The organism is Aliidiomarina sanyensis (genome assembly GCF_003987175.1).
Lineage (GTDB): Bacteria > Pseudomonadota > Gammaproteobacteria > Enterobacterales > Alteromonadaceae > Aliidiomarina > Aliidiomarina sanyensis.
In genome coordinates this window covers 81240-98765 of sequence record NZ_PIPM01000008.1, presented here as the reverse complement: position 1 = coordinate 98765, position 17526 = coordinate 81240, and the positions used below count along the sequence as shown (strand labels likewise).

The 17526-nt window shown below is 50.4% G+C and carries 15 protein-coding genes and 2 tRNA genes; all 17 read left to right on the top strand.

Features of this window, described 5'->3' with window-relative positions; all coding sequences use genetic code 11:
• The first annotated feature begins 102 nt into the window (after positions 1–102).
• The 17 genes from rlmE (at position 103) to CWE11_RS08610 (ending at position 17489) form a co-directional block, all read left to right on the top strand.
• Positions 103–732 (top strand): 23S rRNA (uridine(2552)-2'-O)-methyltransferase RlmE, encoded by a 630-nt coding sequence (gene rlmE, locus CWE11_RS08690; RefSeq protein WP_126777226.1) that lies wholly within the window; start codon positions 103–105, stop codon positions 730–732.
• 58 nt (positions 733–790) lie between these two features.
• Entirely contained in the window at positions 791–2746 is a 1956-nt protein-coding gene (ftsH, locus tag CWE11_RS08685; protein ID WP_126777225.1) for an ATP-dependent zinc metalloprotease FtsH, read from the top strand.
• A gap of 99 nt (positions 2747–2845) precedes the next feature.
• Positions 2846–3670 carry a dihydropteroate synthase gene (folP, locus tag CWE11_RS08680; protein WP_126777224.1) on the top strand — a complete coding sequence of 275 codons (825 nt, stop codon included), beginning with the start codon at positions 2846–2848 and terminating at the stop codon, positions 3668–3670.
• A 5-nt stretch (positions 3671–3675) separates the two neighbouring features.
• Positions 3676–5010, top strand: a complete 1335-nt coding sequence (gene glmM / locus CWE11_RS08675) for a phosphoglucosamine mutase (RefSeq protein ID WP_126777223.1) — start codon at positions 3676–3678, stop codon at positions 5008–5010.
• Positions 5011–5159: 149 nt separating this feature from the next.
• Positions 5160–5903 (top strand): triose-phosphate isomerase, encoded by a 744-nt coding sequence (gene tpiA, locus CWE11_RS08670; protein WP_126777222.1) that lies wholly within the window; start codon positions 5160–5162, stop codon positions 5901–5903.
• An 8-nt stretch (positions 5904–5911) separates the two neighbouring features.
• On the top strand, positions 5912–6226 hold the full coding sequence (gene secG, locus CWE11_RS08665) for a preprotein translocase subunit SecG (RefSeq protein WP_126777221.1): 315 nt from the start codon (positions 5912–5914) through the stop codon (positions 6224–6226).
• Positions 6227–6250: 24 nt separating this feature from the next.
• A tRNA-Leu gene (locus CWE11_RS08660) sits at positions 6251–6337 on the top strand.
• Positions 6338–6452: 115 nt separating this feature from the next.
• Positions 6453–6529: transfer RNA gene (locus CWE11_RS08655), tRNA-Met, on the top strand.
• Between the two features lie 191 nt (positions 6530–6720).
• Entirely contained in the window at positions 6721–7176 is a 456-nt protein-coding gene (gene rimP, locus CWE11_RS08650) for a ribosome maturation factor RimP (RefSeq protein WP_157981329.1), read from the top strand.
• A gap of 24 nt (positions 7177–7200) precedes the next feature.
• The gene (gene nusA, locus CWE11_RS08645) at positions 7201–8700 is read left to right on the top strand and encodes a transcription termination factor NusA (protein ID WP_126777219.1); all 1500 of its coding nucleotides are present in this window, start codon (positions 7201–7203) and stop codon (positions 8698–8700) included.
• 23 nt (positions 8701–8723) lie between these two features.
• Positions 8724–11396, top strand: a complete 2673-nt coding sequence (gene infB / locus CWE11_RS08640; protein ID WP_126777218.1) for a translation initiation factor IF-2 — start codon at positions 8724–8726, stop codon at positions 11394–11396.
• Between the two features lie 65 nt (positions 11397–11461).
• On the top strand, positions 11462–11851 hold the full coding sequence (gene rbfA / locus CWE11_RS08635; RefSeq protein WP_126777217.1) for a 30S ribosome-binding factor RbfA: 390 nt from the start codon (positions 11462–11464) through the stop codon (positions 11849–11851).
• Between the two features lie 71 nt (positions 11852–11922).
• On the top strand, positions 11923–12852 hold the full coding sequence (truB, locus tag CWE11_RS08630) for a tRNA pseudouridine(55) synthase TruB (RefSeq protein ID WP_126777216.1): 930 nt from the start codon (positions 11923–11925) through the stop codon (positions 12850–12852).
• Between the two features lie 95 nt (positions 12853–12947).
• Positions 12948–13217: a 30S ribosomal protein S15 gene (gene rpsO / locus CWE11_RS08625; RefSeq protein WP_126777215.1), complete on the top strand. Its 270-nt coding sequence runs from the start codon at positions 12948–12950 to the stop codon at positions 13215–13217.
• Positions 13218–13424: 207 nt separating this feature from the next.
• Positions 13425–15533, top strand: coding sequence for a polyribonucleotide nucleotidyltransferase (pnp, locus tag CWE11_RS08620; RefSeq protein ID WP_126777214.1), 2109 nt, complete (start codon positions 13425–13427; stop codon positions 15531–15533).
• 125 nt (positions 15534–15658) lie between these two features.
• Positions 15659–16576: a lipoprotein NlpI gene (nlpI, locus tag CWE11_RS08615; RefSeq protein WP_126777213.1), complete on the top strand. Its 918-nt coding sequence runs from the start codon at positions 15659–15661 to the stop codon at positions 16574–16576.
• A gap of 46 nt (positions 16577–16622) precedes the next feature.
• A complete protein-coding gene (locus CWE11_RS08610) occupies positions 16623–17489 on the top strand; it encodes a hypothetical protein (protein ID WP_126777212.1) in 867 nt (288 codons plus the stop codon).
• Positions 17490–17526: the final 37 nt, after the last annotated feature.

The following is a 17526-nucleotide window of genomic DNA, read 5'->3' as shown; positions in this document are numbered from 1 at the left end:
GGTAAAATCGTCTTGGCTATACGAGCGAATCACTTGAATTTCCTGTATTCTAACGCCATCTATAGATTCGAGCCAGTATAGAAAGCGATTAGTCGAGGATTCATGACCAAGAAGAAACGTTCAGCAAGCAGCTCACGCTGGCTTAAGGAACACTTTGACGACCACTATGTGCAAAAAGCGCAGAAACAGGGACTGCGGTCTCGAGCGGTCTTCAAATTGGAAGAAATTCAGAAACGGGATCGGATTTTACGTCCGGGACAAACCGTGGTTGATTTGGGTGCTGCGCCTGGAGGTTGGTCACAATTAGTTGCCGATTTGCAGAACGGAGAGGGCGAGGTCATTGCCTGCGATATTCTTGAGATGGATCCGATCGCGGGCGTCGATTTCTTGCAAGGGGATTTTCGCGAAGAGGCGGTTCTTGATGCACTCAAGCAACGGATTGGTGGCAAAACAGTGGATGTTTTGCTCTCCGATATGGCACCAAACTTCAGTGGAACCGATGCAGTGGACCAACCACGCTCCATGTACTTAGTCGAGCTTGCACTCGAAATGTGTCATGAAGTTTTGAAACCTGGCGGCGCTTTTGTCGTCAAAGTATTTCAGGGAGAAGGTTCGGATCAATTTCTAAAAGACGTCCGAAATGCATTTTCGAGCGTAAAAGTAAGGAAGCCTGACTCCTCGCGAGCGCGCTCTCGAGAAGTCTATCTGGTAGCGACAGGTTACAAATTGTAGTACCCTGAAAGGATAGCGATCGCAGGATTTCCTGCCTACATGTTGAGAGGTAACAACGTTGAGCGACATGGCAAAAAATCTCATTCTTTGGTTGGTGATCGCAGTCGTACTGTTTAGTGTGGCTCAAGGCATCAACCCGGGAAGTAGTGAGCAACGGGTCTATTCGTACTCTGAGTTTGTACGCGATGTAAATCGTGGTGACATTCGTGAGGTAACGATTAACGAATCCCAGCGGACCATTGAAGGTGTCCGTCGAAGCGGCGAACAGTTTCGCACGGTTAAACCTGCGCAAGATCCAGAGCTCTTGAACGAGCTGCTGAGCCAGGGGAATGTCCAAGTCCGCTATTTGGAGCCTGAGTCGCGTAGTCTTCTCGGGACGATCTTTATCTCCTGGTTCCCGATGCTGCTGCTGATTGCCGTGTGGATTTTCTTCATGCGACAAATGCAAGGTGGCGGTGGTCGCGGCGCGATGACTTTTGGCAAGAGCAAGGCGCGCTTAATGAGCGAAGACCAAGTCAAAACGACGCTCGCGGACGTGGCAGGCTGTGAAGAAGCTAAAGAAGAGGTCGCGGAGTTAGTTGATTTCTTGCGCGATCCGACGAAATTCCAACGCCTCGGTGGCCGGATTCCGAAAGGGGTTCTCATGGTTGGACCACCGGGTACAGGTAAAACATTACTTGCGAAAGCGGTCGCGGGTGAGGCGAAAGTTCCATTCTTCACGATTTCAGGTTCTGATTTCGTCGAGATGTTTGTTGGTGTTGGTGCATCCCGTGTGCGCGACATGTTTGAGCAGGCGAAGAAAGCGGCACCTTGCATTATCTTTATTGATGAGATCGATGCTGTGGGTCGTCAGCGGGGCGCAGGCCTTGGCGGCGGACATGACGAGCGCGAGCAAACGTTAAACCAAATGCTGGTCGAAATGGACGGATTTGAAGGGAACGAAGGCATCATTGTCATCGCTGCGACAAACCGTCCAGATGTACTGGATCCAGCGCTGCTGCGGCCCGGACGTTTTGACCGTCAGGTGACTGTGGGTTTACCGGACGTTCGTGGACGTGAACAAATTCTCAAAGTGCACATGCGCAAGGTGCCAATTGCTGACGATGTGGAGCCTGCGCTGATCGCTCGCGGCACGCCTGGTTTCTCTGGCGCTGACTTGGCAAACCTCGTGAATGAAGCCGCATTGTTCGCCGCACGCGAAAATCGTCGTATGGTATCAATGGCTGAGTTCGAGAAGGCGAAAGATAAAATTCTGATGGGCTCTGAGCGCAAGTCGATGGTGATGACCGAAGACGAGAAAGCAATGACTGCTTATCATGAAGCAGGGCATGCAATCGTCGGCCGTCTGGTTCCTGACCACGATCCAGTCTACAAGGTCTCGATTATTCCGCGAGGACGGGCACTCGGTGTGACGATGTATTTGCCTGAACAAGATCGGGTGAGTCACAGTAAACAGCATCTTGAGAGTATGCTCTCGAGTCTCTATGGTGGACGGATTGCGGAGCAGCTGATTTATGGCGATGACCACGTTACGACCGGCGCTTCAAACGACATCGAACGGGCAACATCGATTGCACGGAAAATGGTAACCCAGTGGGGCTTATCGTCGAAGATGGGACCGCTGTTGTACGCAGAAGAAGAAGGGCAAGTGTTCTTGGGCCGCTCTGTTGCGCAGAACAAGACCATGTCCGACGAAACACTTCGCGCAATTGATGCGGAAGTTCGTCAGTTGATTGATCGCAACTATGAACGTGCGTACAAGATTCTCGAAGAAAATGTCGATATCTTGCATTCAATGAAAGATGCGTTGATGAAGTACGAAACCCTCGATGCCGGACAAATCGATGATTTGATGGCACGTCGTGAGGTGCGAGAGCCAACGAGCTGGCACGATAATGACGGTAAGCCAAAATCTGGCAGCGCATCGAAAACAGATGATGTAAAAAAACCGAAAGCTGTCGACGATGATCGCCTCGACATCGATGAAGAGCCGGATAGCTCTCCAGCGAAATAGGCGGATGTCCTTGGTTAAGAATGCCCCGCTTGCGGGGCATTTTTCTTCGTGATGATCAGATAACGATGGTTTCGACCGCACGCATTCGGGAGAAAAACAATGAGCAGAGCATATAAACCGGCTCAAGTTATGGGGATTTTGAACGTCACGCCCGACTCGTTTTCGGATGGTGGGCGGTTTGTCGCACTGGACGCTGCGGTTCAGCAGGCGGACCGCATGTGCCAAGAGGGCGCCGACTGGATTGATGTGGGCGGTGAATCAACGCGCCCGGGTGCTGCAGCGGTGAGTGAGCAGGAAGAGCTGGATCGCGTGATTCCGGTGATTGAGCGAATTTCGGCTACATTGCCGGTAAAGGTGTCGATCGATACGAGTAAAGCTGCCGTGATGCGTGCCGCCGTTCAAGCGGGGGCAAAGATGATTAATGATGTGCGTGCTTTGCAAGAGCCCGGCGCATTGACTGCCGCCGCAGAGATGTACGCGGCATTTGGCTCTGCGGTTTGTTTAATGCACATGCAAGGCCTGCCCCGAACGATGCAAGACAATCCGCAATACGACGATGTGATCACGGATATTCGCGCGTTTTTTACGACGCGTATTGAGGCCTGTCGCTCCGTGGGCATTTCCCACGATGCGATTCTCCTTGATCCAGGATTTGGTTTTGGCAAGAGCATGGGGCACAATTACGAGCTGTTGCGAAAGCTCGAAGCATTTCATGATTTTGAAAAACCATTGCTAGTTGGCGTTTCAAGAAAGAGTATGCTGGGACATGTCACGGGCAAACCCGTGAATGAGCGTTTGCCTGCGAGTATCGCAGCCGCAACCATCGCTATGTTAAAAGGGGCCTCCATCCTTCGTGTTCACGATGTGGGAGCGACCCGCGATGCGGTCCACGTGGTGACTGCAACCGTTACAGGAGAATGCTAGGAATTATGGGAAAGTATTTTGGCACGGATGGAATTCGTGGGCATGTTGGTGAGCGACCGATTACACCAGACTTTGTTTTGAAGCTCGGCTGGGCGGCAGGAAAAGCACTCGCAGCGAAAGGAAATACACGGGTTCTTATCGGAAAGGACACACGGATTTCCGGCTACATGTTGGAATCGGCGCTTGAGGCCGGCTTTTCGAGTGCGGGAGTCAATGTGGAGTTTCTTGGACCCATGCCGACTCCAGCTGTTGCTTACTTAACACGGACGTTTCGTGCTGCTGCGGGCGTTGTAATCAGTGCATCACATAACCCTTATTACGACAATGGAATCAAATTCTTTTCTGAGACAGGTCACAAGTTAACGGACGAAGTCGAGCAAACCATCGAAGCTTATCTAGATCAAGAGCTGGATTGTGTTGCAAGCGAAGCCCTTGGTCGCGCGTTTCGAATCGACGATGCAGCAGGACGCTATATTGAGTTCTGTAAATCGATTTTTCCATCGGAACTTTCTTTGGCGGGCCTAAAGATTGTGGTGGATTGTGCCCACGGTGCAACGTACCACATCGCGCCGAATGTCTTTCGAGAGCTTGGCGCAGATGTGGTGGAAATCGGTTGTGAACCGAATGGTCTCAACATTAACGCTGGATATGGCGCGACTAACTTGGCTAACCTTCAAGCGAAGGTGACAGCCGAGAAGGCCCATATAGGAATTGCTCTTGATGGTGATGGTGACCGCCTGATGATCGTCGATGCCAATGGCGCAGTCATAGACGGAGATGAGATTGTTTTCGCTCTCGTCAAACAAGCTATCAAAGACGGTACGTTTGAAGGAGGTGTTGTGGGTACGGTGATGAGCAACATCGGCATGGAGCTTGCGCTCGAAAAACTCAACGTTCCGTTTGTTCGTGCAAATGTAGGTGACCGTTATGTGATGGAAGCCTTGCGAGAGAAGCGATGGTTTGTCGGTGGCGAAGGCTCCGGACACATTATTAATTTGAAGTATCACAGCACGGGAGATGGCATTCTTGCAGCGATTCAGTTCCTCTCGGGTATGGTCCGAGAGGGCAGGAAGGCGCGCGATATGGTTCAAGGAATGGATAAAATGCCTCAAGTTTTGGTGAATGTGCGCTTCAAGCCAGGTACGAATCCATTGGACGAAAAAAATGTGTCATCCGCGGTTTCCGAGGTTGAACAAGCTCTCGGTCGTGATGGTCGCGTTCTGTTGCGAAAATCTGGGACCGAACCAGTGATTCGCGTCATGGTGGAAGGCAAGGACGCGAGCGTGGTGAAAGCCTATGCACAGCAAATCGCGAATGAGGTGAGTGCGGTCGATTCGTGATAAAGTAACCCCTTAGCCCCTCGGGTTCGCTCCATCTGCCTGAATTGGTTAACATGTGAGCGAACGGTAATTTTTTGCAAAGCGGTGCTTGTATCCCACCATGATGTCGGGTACTATCTGCGCCGCTTACAGAAGGACAGGAGTATCCCGTGAGACAGTCACTGGTGATTGCCAACTGGAAGCTAAATGGTGATTTAGGGCTCATCCAAAAGATGGCCGAGCAATTTGCAAATAATGATGTGCAAACTGCTGTAAAAGTCGTCATCTGCCCCCCTGCGGTGTATTTGAAAGCGGCGGAGATATCACTCGCGCCAGCGCAGGTGAAAGTCGGAGCTCAGAACTGTGCTGCACAGTCTGAAGGGGCGTTTACCGGCGAAATAAGTGCACGTATGCTGCGTGATTCGGGTGCCGAGTATGTACTCATAGGTCATTCAGAACGGCGCGCTCTGTTTGCGGAGCAAGATGCAGAACTTGCAAAAAAAGTGGTTCAAGCACAACGTGAGGCACTTATTCCAGTTTTTTGTATTGGTGAAACACTGGAACAACGCGAGGCAGGTGAGGTAAAATCTGTGCTGCGTGGTCAGTTGGAAGCAGGTCTCGCTGATGCGGATTTCTCTCAGCTAGTAATTGCGTACGAGCCTGTTTGGGCTATTGGGACCGGTAAAACCGCGTCGCCTGAGCAAGCACAAGAAGTTCACGCGATGGTGCGTGAGTGGGTTGCGGAAGTTGCGCCCTCAGAAGCAGCAGATATTCAGATTCTTTATGGCGGCAGTGTGAAAGCGGAAAACGCAGAGACATTGTTTAGCCAACCGGATATTGACGGCGGCCTGATTGGCGGTGCAAGTCTTGACCCGGTTCAGTTTGATGCCATTTGCAAGGCAGCAAAAGGATAATACAGCTTATGTATGAAGTTTTATTAGTTTTGTACCTTCTCGTCGCAATCGCATTGATTGCCTTGATTTTGGTGCAAAAAGGTAAGGGCGCAGAGATGGGCGCCTCGTTTGGAGCAGGCGCTTCAAACACGGTGTTCGGTGCAGGTGGTTCGGGTAACTTCCTGACGCGGATGACCGCCATCATTGCAGTGACGTTTTTCCTGTTGAGCTTGATTCTCGGCAACATGGTTGCAACTGATCGCACCTCTGTTGACGATTTTGGTGACCTAACCGTACCAACAAGTGAACAACCACGGAATAATGATCTGCCTCCAGGGAATTAATACCTGGAAACACATCCAAATTATGCCGAAGTGGTGGAATTGGTAGACACGCCATCTTGAGGGGGTGGTGCTCTTCTGAGCGTACGAGTTCAAGTCTCGTCTTCGGCACCAATTTATGAGTTTATATCCAATTGTTTCAAAACTTCTTTTTTTCTTGGAAAACGCGATATTACGGGCGCTGCCGGTTGAAAAGAGAAGGGAAGCAGGTATAATACTCACCATCGGACGCGGGGTGGAGCAGTCTGGTAGCTCGTCGGGCTCATAACCCGAAGGTCGTAGGTTCAAATCCTGCCCCCGCAACCAGTTCGAGTTTAACGGAACGATTGATGCGCAGCGATTACGCTCTCATCAGCCCGGTAAGCTCAGGTCGATAGGCTCGATTGTATAATAGCCCCCGACAAGGTCCGGGGCTTTTTGCTATCTAGCCCTCGTAGTCAATTATTGGGTACCTGAGAACTGGGCGTTATGCCCTTTTTTTGTTTCTGGAGGTTAGGTTGGCAACTTTGGTAGAACGGTTGACAAATATGCTTGAACCCGCGGTTTCGGCCGCCGGGTATGAACTTGTTGGCATCGAGTTCGTGCGGGCAAAACAATCCACGCTTCGCGTGTACATTGACCACGAAGATGGCATTACGGTAGATGACTGTGCAGATGTTAGCCATCAGGTGAGTGCAGTTTTGGACGTAGAAGACCCAATTAATAGCGAATACAACCTTGAAGTGTCCTCTCCAGGAATGGATCGTCCGTTGTTCAATATCAGTCACTATGACCGCTTCCGTGGGGAAGAGGTTTCGGTGCAATTGACAGTAGCGATTCAGAATAAACGAAATTTCAAAGCGGTAATTGTGGACGTCACAGGCGACTCGGTTACTTTTAAAATAGGTGAAGAATCATTGAATGTACCGGTCAACGCGATTAAGAAAGCGAACCTGGTACCAAAGTTTGATTAAGATTCAGCGTTGACGAGGCAAGAGATGAGTAAAGAGATTTTGCTGGTTGCAGAGGCGGTATCGAATGAAAAAGCGGTGCCGCGCGAGAAAATTTTTGAGGCCCTAGAAATTGCGATTGCGACTGCGACTCGCAAGAAATACGACGGGGATATTGACGTTCGGGTGGCTATCAATCGGAGCACCGGTGGTTTCGATACATTCCGTCGCTGGCGTGTTGTGGAAGATCCGGATGGCGGTCTTGAGAACCCGTACGCGGAGATTTCATTATCTGCGGCTCAGATTGATGATCCCGAAATTAAAGTTGGTGACTACATCGAAGAGCAAATCGAATCGATTCAATTCGATCGGATTACCACGCAGACTGCGAAACAGGTGATTGTGCAAAAGGTTCGTGAAGCCGAACGTGCACAGGTCGTTGAGCAGTATGAGGACCAAGTGGGTACGCTGATTAGTGGGATCGTGAAGAAAGCCACGCGGGATAATATTATTCTCGACCTGGGCAATAATGCAGAGGCGGTTATTTTCCGCGACGAAATGCTCCCGCGTGAGAGTGTTCGTCCAGGGGACCGTGTGCGTGGGTTACTATTCGCCGTTCGTCCTGAAGCACGTGGTGCTCAATTGTTTGTGAGCCGGACCCACCCAGACTTCTTAATTGAGCTATTCCGCATTGAAGTGCCGGAAATTGGCGAAGAAATGATTGAAGTAAAAGGTGCTGCGCGTGATCCGGGATCGCGAGCCAAAATTGCAGTGAAGAGCAATGACCGTCGCATTGATCCTGTGGGTGCCTGTGTTGGTATGCGCGGTGCGCGTGTTCAAGCCGTATCAGGCGAGCTGGGCGGCGAGCGTGTGGATATCGTATTGTGGGATGATAACCCAGCGCAATTCGTGATTAATGCAATGGCGCCTGCGGAAGTCGTCTCGATTGTAATGGACGAGGAAACTCGGACCATGGATATCGCAGTAGAAGAAGGGAATCTAGCGCAAGCAATCGGTCGGAATGGACAGAATGTCCGTCTGGCAAGTCAGTTGACCGGTTGGGAACTAAACGTGATGACCGTTGAAGCGTTCAATGAGCGCAATGAAGCGGAGTCAGAGCGTTTATTGCAGTTATTCACTGAAGGTCTCGAAATCGATGAAGATTTTGCAACTGTCCTGATTGACGAAGGGTTCTCATCGCTTGAGGAGATCGCCTATGTCCCGGTTGCAGAACTTTTGTCAATCGATGGTATGGACGAAGATATTGTTGAAGAGCTGCGGAATCGTGCTCGTGATTATCTGACCACTAAAGCGCTGAAAACCGAAGAGTCGTTGGAAGGTGCGGAACCTGATTCAACGTTGCTCGATTTAGAAGGTATGGATCGTCACCTCGCTTATGAGCTGGCAGCAATGGGTGTAAAAACCTTGGAAGACCTTGCAGAGCAGGGAACAGACGATCTGGAAGGAATTGAGTCACTGACACCAGAGCAAGCGGGCGAATTGATCATGAAGGCCCGAAATATTTGCTGGTTTAGTGATGAAGCATAATTGAAAAGTGAGGTATGAATTAGATGGCAGAAGTCAAACTTGAAAAACTTGCCAGTGATATCGGAACCTCCGTTGATCGCTTGTTGAAGCAGTTCAGCGATGCCGGCATTGAGAAAGCGGTAGGCGATACTGTAACAGAAGACGAAAAAGCGGCCCTCCTAGCGCATTTAAATAAAGCGCATGGTGGCGATGGGAATGCTGCACCGAGTCGGATGACATTAAAGCGGAAAACACGCAGTACGTTGAGCATTAACGCAGGTCCGGGCCGCGCCAAAGCGGTTCAGGTTGAAGTGCGGAAGAAGCGGACATACGTGAAGCGGAGTCCTGAAGAGGAAGCGCGTCAGCAGGAAGAGGAGCGTTTAGCCGCAGAAGCTGAAGAAAAAGCGCGTCTTGAGGCTGAAGAGAAAGCACGGGCAGAAGCAAAAGCGAAAGCAGAAGCGGAAGCGAAGCGCCGGGAAGAAGAACGCAAAGCTGCAGAAGAGAAACGCAAAGCAGGTGAACAGAAAGCCGCTGCAAAGCCGGCTGTAGAAAAGTCGCCTGAAGAGCGAGCGAAAGCAGAAGCTGCACGGGTCGAAGCAGAGCGTCTACGTCAAGCTCAAGAAGCGGAAACTGCGAAGAAAGTTGAAGAAGAAGCAAAGCGACAAGCCGAAGAAGCGCGTCGTTTAGCAGAAGAGAACCAAGCGCGTTGGGAAGAAGAAGAAGCCCGTCGTAAGAAGCTTGAAGAAGAGGATGTCCACTTTACGACCTCGACCACCGCGAAATTTGCTGAAGAGCAACAGGACACGGAAGAAGAGCGTCGTGGCCGTCGCACAGCGAAGAAAACGAAGCGCCGTGGTAAAGATGACGACAAAGATGAAGCGCCACGTCGTGAACGCCGTCGTAAGGGCAGTAAGCGGAGTCCAAGTTCGATGCAGCATGGCTTCAATAAGCCTGCCTCTCCAGTTGAGCGCGAAGTGCGGATTCCGGAGACGATTACGGTCGCTGACCTAGCAAACCGATTGGCTATTAAAGCATCTGAAGTCATTAAAACCATGATGAAAATGGGCGAAATGGTGACCATCAACCAAGTCCTTGATCAGGAGACTGCATCATTGCTGGTTGAAGAGATGGGGCATAAGTTCGTCTTGGTGAATGACAATGAACTTGAACAGTCAGTCCTTCAAGATCGGGGCGATGTCGGTGAACTGACCGCGCGTGCTCCGGTTGTTACCGTGATGGGTCATGTTGATCACGGTAAGACATCATTACTGGATTACATCCGGAAGGCGAAGGTTGCCGCGGGTGAAGCAGGCGGAATTACGCAGCACATCGGTGCGTATCACGTTGACACTGGTCATGGCATGATTACGTTCCTTGACACTCCAGGTCACGCGGCGTTTACTTCGATGCGTGCTCGTGGTGCAAGTGCGACGGACGTCGTTATCCTTGTGGTCGCAGCAGACGATGGGGTGATGCCACAGACCGTTGAGGCAATTCAACACGCGAAAGCTGCCGGCGTTCCTCTAGTGGTTGCGGTGAACAAGATTGACAAGCCAGAAGCGGATCCTGATCGTGTGAAATCCGAGCTCGCCCAACACAATGTCCTCTCTGAGGAATGGGGCGGCGATACGCAGTTTGTACACGTCTCTGCGAAGTCAGGCGAGAACATCGATGGCCTGCTCGAGGCGATTTTGCTTCAGTCTGAATTACTTGATTTGAAAGCAGCGCATGGCGGCATGGCTCACGGTATCGTGATTGAATCACGTCTCGACAAAGGTCGCGGACCCGTTGCGACAGTCCTTGTGCAAAGCGGTACACTCAATCGGGGTGATATTGTTTTGTGTGGTCTGGAGTATGGACGTGTTCGGGCGATGCGCAATGAAATTGGTCAGGAAGTTCAAAGCGCAGGTCCATCAATCCCGGTCGAGATTCTTGGATTGTCGGGAGTTCCCCAAGCCGGTGACGAAGTCACGGTGGTGAAAGATGAGCGGAAAGCGCGCGAAGTCTCGAACTATCGTCAAGGCAAATATCGCGAAGTGAAGCTTGCCCGTCAACAGAAAGCGAAACTTGAAAACATGTTTAACAGCATGCAAGAAGGTGACGTTTCAGATCTGAACTTGGTGGTGAAAGCGGATGTTCAAGGATCACTTGAGGCAATTGTTGAATCATTGACGAAGCTCTCAACTGATGAAGTGAAAGTTAACATCATCGGCTCAGGTGTTGGTGGAATCACCGAGACAGATATCAGTTTGGCGGGTGCCTCGAATGCCATCGTAATCGGCTTTAACGTTCGGGCCGACGCAACGGCGCGTCGTATCAGTGAAAACGAGAGTATTGAGCTCCGTTATTACAGCGTCATCTATGACTTGATTGATGAAATCAAGCAGGCAATGACCGGGATGTTGGCTCCTGAGTTTAAGCAGGTCATCATTGGCTTGGCAGAGGTTCGCGATGTCTTTAAATCACCAAAACTTGGCGCAATCGCTGGCTGTATGGTGACAGAAGGTGTCGTGAAGCGTTCAGCCCCAATTCGCGTTCTGCGCGACAATGTCGTGATTTATGAGGGTGAATTGGAGTCGTTGCGTCGCTTTAAGGATGATGTGCAAGAAGTTCGAAATGGTATGGAGTGTGGTATCGGAGTGAAGAACTACAACGATGTCCGCGTCGGTGACCAGATTGAAGTCTTCGAGACCATCGAGGTTGAGCGTACTCTGTAACATGCAGTGTGAGCAGTCCAGATGGACTGCTCAGCACGATGTGCTTGCGAAATAGGAGTGAAATTATGAAGAAAGAATTCAGTCGTACCGACCGTTTTTCGCAGCAGATGCAACGAGAAATCGCGATGATATTGCAACGGGAGATCAAAGATCCCCGTGTTGTGATGCCCACGGTTTCTGACGTTGAGGTTTCAAAAGACCTGGCGTACGCGAAAGTCTTTGTGACGTTTCTTCAAGATGATGAAGAGCAGGTTAAGGTGGCTCTGAAAGTGTTAAATGAAGCCTCTGGTTACATTCGCTCGCTTCTTGGGAAACGAATCAAGTCACGAATTACGCCCGATCTGAGATTTGTACATGATGTCTCTCTTCTTGAAGGGATTCGGATGGCTAAGCTGGTTCGAGAAGCGCGTGAGCGAGACGAATCCAAACAGGATGAGTCGAACAACAAAGAATAAGCAAAACGCCGGACTTGTTCCGGCGTTTTTCTAGGTGTAGAAAAAAATTTCTAAGTGAGGGTAGAGCAGCCGTGGCAAGAAAAACGCGAGGTCGTCCTATTGATGGTGTTATTTTGGTGGACAAGCCGACCGGCGCCTCATCCAATCGTATTCTACAGCAAGTTAAACGTATTTTTTATGCGCAAAAAGCGGGGCACACAGGCGCGCTCGACCCATTAGCAACTGGGATGTTGCCTATTTGCCTTGGTGAAGCGACGAAGTTTGCGCAATTTTTGCTCGATGCGGACAAGGCGTACCGCGTGGTTGCGGAGTTTGGTGTTCGTACCAATACAAGTGATGCGGACGGCACAATTGTTGCTCAGCTCCCGGTAACATTTACCTCGGAACAATTGAATCAGGCCTTGGCTCAGTTTAAAGGGCCGATTCATCAAATTCCTTCGATGTTTTCAGCATTAAAGTATCAAGGGAAGCCCTTGTATGAATACGCTCGTAAAGGAATTGAAATTGAACGACCGGCCCGCGCAATAACCATCTATTCTATCGAAGTGGAATCCGTTGATCTGCCTTATGTGACGATGCATGTTCGCTGCAGTAAAGGCACATATATCCGGTCACTGGTAGACGACTTAGGGCAAGCGCTAGGCTGCGGAGCGCACGTCAAAACTTTGCACCGAACGGAAGTGGGGCAATATCCGACGAATCAGATGCACACCCTTGAAGCACTCGAAGCCATGGTTCAGGGGCGAGAAACCCCCGAAACCTGGGATTACAGTGGGTTAGATGCACTATTATTGCCCACGGATTCACCGGTTGCTGAATTACCGGAGGTTTTTGTCGATCGAGAGCAAGGTCAGGGATTACTGCATGGCCAACCGCTGGCAGAAGAGACGGATAATCTCGGTGGTCTTATTCGTGTCAAAAGCCCGGAAGGATTTCTTGGGGTCGCTTATTTGCGTGCCGATGGTCGATATTGGCCGAAGCGTGTGCTAACCCTGAGTTAGCTTGTATTTACACGCATGGGTGCGTATAATGCGCGCTTCCGCTGGGGCTGAATTAGTGATTGGCTCTAGCATTATTAACCTTTTGGAGTTTATTTATGTCACTAACTGCAGCTCAAAAAGCACAAATCGTTTCTGACTATGCACGTGCCGAAGGCGACACGGGTTCACCTGAAGTTCAGGTTGCACTGTTAACTGCCCAAATCAACCACTTGCAAGGTCACTTCAAAGAGCATAAGCACGACCACCACTCACGTCGTGGTTTGCTTCGCATGGTAAGCCAGCGTCGTAAGCTGTTGGACTACCTGAAGCGTAAAGACGAAGCGCGCTACGTTGACTTGATTCAGCGTCTAGAACTGCGCCGCTAAGCGGTTTTGGTAAAGGGGCCTAGGGCCCCTTTATTTTTTTAATCCGCGGCACATGAAAGAATCGTTTCAAAACGGGGCGAATCGTAAAAAACGGTTCTCCCGTCAGTGTTCCTTTAGGTATACTGTTCAGATTAAAAGCAAGTTGTAAAAAGAGATGGCCCTGAGAAGCGACGGGCAAAACGCAAGTAAGTTGAAGGAAATGTAAACGTGAATCCGATTATTAAACAGTTTAAATATGGTCAGCATACAGTCACGATGGAAACCGGAGCAATTGCCCGGCAGGCCAACGGTGCTGTAATGGTAAGCATGGATGACACCACCGTGTTGGTCACCGTTGTCGGTAAGAAAGAAGCGAAGGCCGGACAAGACTTTTTCCCGCTCACCGTAAATTATCAAGAACGTACTTACGCTGCAGGTAAAATCCCAGGTGGATTTTTTAAGCGTGAAGGACGTCCCTCAGAAAACGAAACATTGACAAGCCGCTTGATTGACCGGCCGATCCGTCCTTTGTTCCCGGACGGCTTTTATAACGAAGTCCAGGTCATCGCGACCGTTGTTTCATTGAACCCAGAAGTGAACCCTGACATTGTTGCGCTAATCGGTACTTCCGCTGCGTTGGCAATCTCTGGCATTCCGTTCAATGGCCCAATCGGCGCAGCGCGCGTAGGTTTCCAAAACGGCGAATACGTTTTGAACCCCACGAAAACTGAACTTGAAAGTTCTGACCTCGACCTCGTAGTCGCAGGCACCGAATCTGCCGTATTGATGGTGGAATCAGAAGCGAATCTGCTCAGTGAAGAAGTGATGCTTGGCGCAGTTGTATATGGTCACGAGCAATCCCAAGCGGTTATTGCTGCTGTGAATGAGCTTGCCGCAGAAGTAAATACTCCGAAGTGGGATTGGTCACCGGCTCCTAAAAATGAGCCTTTGATTGCTGCTGTGAAAGCCGCTGCGGAAAGTAAGATCGGTGAAGCATATCGCATTACTGACAAGTCCGAGCGTCGCGATGCATTGTCTGTCGCACTCAAAGAAGTCATTGCAGAAATTCACGCGAACGACGAAGCGGCTGATGAAAAAGAGATCGGTGATATTTTCCATGCGTTGGAGTCGGATGTCGTTCGCAGTCGGATTCTCGCTGGGGAGCCTCGTATTGATGGTCGTGAACCGGATATGGTTCGTGCGCTTGACGTTGCGACCGGTGTACTTCCGCGTGTTCATGGTTCATCAGTATTTACCCGTGGCGAGACGCAAGCATTGGTTACCGCAACGCTTGGAACGGAGCGTGATGCGCAGAATATCGATGAAATCATGGGTGCTCGGACCGATCGTTTCATGCTGCACTACAACTTCCCTCCGTACTGTGTTGGCGAGACGGGGATGGTGGGTTCACCGAAGCGACGTGAGATCGGTCATGGTCGATTGGCCAAGCGTGGCGTCCTCGCAGTCATGCCCTCTGCGGAAGAATTCCCGTATACCATTCGAGTGGTCTCTGAGATTACTGAGTCAAATGGTTCAAGCTCAATGGCATCAGTATGTGGCACTTCGCTTGCGCTGATGGACGCTGGAGTGCCGATCAAGGCATCAGTGGCTGGAATCGCAATGGGTCTTGTGAAGCAAGACGACAAGTTCGTGGTCCTTTCGGATATCTTGGGTGATGAAGATCACTTGGGCGACATGGACTTTAAAGTTGCCGGAAGCGCAACGGGTGTGACCGCCTTACAAATGGATATTAAAATTGAGGGCATCACGAAAGATATCATGCAACAAGCTTTGGCACAGGCAAAAGCCGCTCGTTTGCATATTCTGACCGTTATGGACCAAGCAATCAGCTCAGCGCGTGATGACGTGTCTGACTTTGCTCCTCGTTTCCACATTATGAAAATCAATCCTGAGAAAATCCGGGATGTGATCGGAAAAGGGGGAGCGGTTATTCGTGAGCTGACCGAGTCAACTGGCACCTCGATCGAGATTGACGATGATGGCACCATCAAGATTGCGGCGACGGACGAAGCATCAGCGCAGGCTGCGGTAAAACGTATCGAAGCACTGACTGCGGAAGTAGAAGTGGGTCGTATTTACGAGGGGAAAGTCGCTCGTATCGTTGACTTCGGAGCTTTTGTCACCGTGCTGCCAGGCAAGGATGGATTGGTTCATATTTCTCAGATCAGCGACAAGCGTGTTGAGGACGTAAATGATTACCTCTCTGTTGGTCAAATGGTTAACGTAAAAGTTCTGGAAATTGACCGCCAAGGTCGTGTGCGCCTTAGCATGAAAGAAGCGCAGGAAAGCACCGAGGAAACGACGTCGGAAGAATAAATCCTCCGGCTGTTCAGTCCATTCGAAATGGCTACCTTTGCGGTAGCCATTTTTTTGCCTCTTTGCCAGTGACATTGAATATGATGTAATGGAGATATCACCTCGCCTTGGAGTATCCGAAATACATGTTGTTGCGAAAACTATTGATAACCAGCGGTATCGTTGTTCTGTTGAGTGCCTGCGCTACCACTCCGGATCATCCTGCGCGGGACGTTACCGATCGAAACGAAGTTGAAGTGAGGGATTCAGCGGCCCAACTATACTTGGTCGAGCCGCTCCCAGCCGATCAGAATCTCGAATTTGAGCTGCTGCAACTCACCGAGCTGTTGTACAAAGCAGAGCTTGACGATGAGCAACGCGCTCAACTTCTTCATCGACGAGCGATGACCTTTGATTATCTTGGTTTGCCAACACTCGCTCTAGTGGATATTAATCAAGCGCTCGAGCTGAAGCCGGGAATGGCGGAAGCCTACCACTCACTGGGAATTTATTATGCGCAGGCCGGCGAGTATCAGGGCGCATTCGAAGCATTCGATAGTGTGATTGAGCTGCAGCCAGATCATGAGTTCGTCTATTTAAATCGCGGACTCGCTGCTTATTACAATGGGCAGTATGAACTTGCGCTCGGTGATTTCGCAGATTACTACTTTCAAGAGCCGAGTGATCCCTTTCGTGTCATTTGGCATTATTTTGCTGCATATCAATTAAATCCTGGACGCGCTTATGAGCAGCTCACCGAACAATGGGAGTTTGCCGATGGCAACGCATGGGGGCAAATGATTCTAAGGTTCTTGGTCGGCGAGATTGATGATGAAACCTTAGTGATGGCAGCTTTTGAGAATGCGTCGGATCAGCGGGAGCTCGCCTACAAGCTCTGTGAAGCCTATTTTTATCTTGGTAAAGTTGCTGCACAGCAGGGGCTTTACTATCAGGCGATGAATTATTTTAAATTGTCCCTATCCACCAACGTCTTCCCGTATTTAGAGCATCGTTATGCGCGAACTGAATTAAATCGAGTTCGAGACCAATTACGCGTTCAATAATGTTTGTTATCCATCGCGCACATCTATGACTCAAGATACACCTCAAATGAAAACATCTGGGCCGCTTGAAGCGGCCATCACCGCCGCACTCTTCGCAGCTGCGGTGAGCTTTGCAGTGTGGCAATTTTCACCCAGCGCTAAATTTGAAGACGAATCAATACCAACAGCTGTGATGGATGGCTCAGCCTTGGTCTCCGACACATCTTGCCGCCTCCAGCTCCAGTTGATTGCACCGCTTCATCGTCGGGAGCACTTTATTGAACGTCTGTCTTACGTCCAAGAACAATTTGCACATGGCGGGCTCTCAATTTGTGCAACACATTTTCCTGCAGATGATATTGCGCAATGTAATGGTAGCTCGCGGCGAGTTGAGTGCGACCTCGATTGGAGTGCGCTCCCTGAACCAGTGGAAGGCATGCATACGGTGACTTTGGTTGCCTCGGGTCGTGGAGTCGCCAATACGCGAAATGGGATTGTATTCGTTCCCGAGCAGGCGTCTGGCTTGCTGCTCCAACATGAAATTGGACATGCACTGGGACTTGCGGATGAATATCCGATGCGAGCCCGTCTCGCTGAAGCATTTTGTAGCGGCAGCTTTTCCTTTCAACCGCTCAATTTGGTCTTAACTTCCTCAGATGTCATGACGTACGAAGAGAAGCAAATGCTACGCAATCGTATTCCGTGGATTGCTCATCTGGAGGCCCCAATCGCCACGGAGCGAGACGATGGGCTCTGGACTCTCGGAACACCGGAAGCGTATGAGGAGCAAATTGGACTTTTTCCCGCCGCGACCTGTGATGCGACTGCGACGTTCGCGTGGAAGCCGTTAGCTGAAGTGACTTTCATGGAACATCACGAACTTGGTTCGGTTCCAGACTTATACCTCAAGCTGATCGACGAACGGCTCGAATAAAAAAGCCCCATCCGTGATGTTCGGATGGGGCCTTTTA